The 466-nt window shown below is 51.1% G+C and carries 1 pseudogene; it reads left to right on the forward strand.

Going from position 1 to position 466, the window contains the following annotated elements:
• Positions 1-466, forward strand: a pseudogene (locus ACTHUM_RS19390) (translation initiation factor IF-2); the annotation flags it as partial.

Genomic DNA, 466 nt, shown 5'->3' on the forward strand with positions numbered 1-466 from the left:
AAACAACAGGCCGCGAAACTGGAAAACATGTTCAACAACATGGGTGAAAACCAAGCCCAATCCTTGTCTGTCATCATCAAAGCAGACGTACAAGGTTCTTACGAAGCTTTGGCGGGCAGCCTGAAAAAACTGTCCACCGACGAAGTGAAAGTGAACGTGTTGCACAGCGGCGTGGGCGGCATTACCGAATCGGATGTCAACTTGGCCATCGCTTCCGGCGCATTCATCATCGGCTTTAACGTGCGTGCAGATGCTTCCGCACGCAAACTGGCTGAAAATGAAAACGTGGAAATCCGTTACTACAACATCATTTACGATGCCATCGACGACGTGAAAGCCGCCATGAGCGGTATGCTCTCTCCGGAAGAGAAAGAGCAAGTAACCGGCACGGTCGAAATCCGTCAGGTTATCTCCGTTTCCAAAGTCGGCAACATTGCAGGCTGTATGGTTACCGACGGCGTGGTCA

It is taken from the genome of Neisseria sp. P0021.S006 (assembly GCF_051956895.1).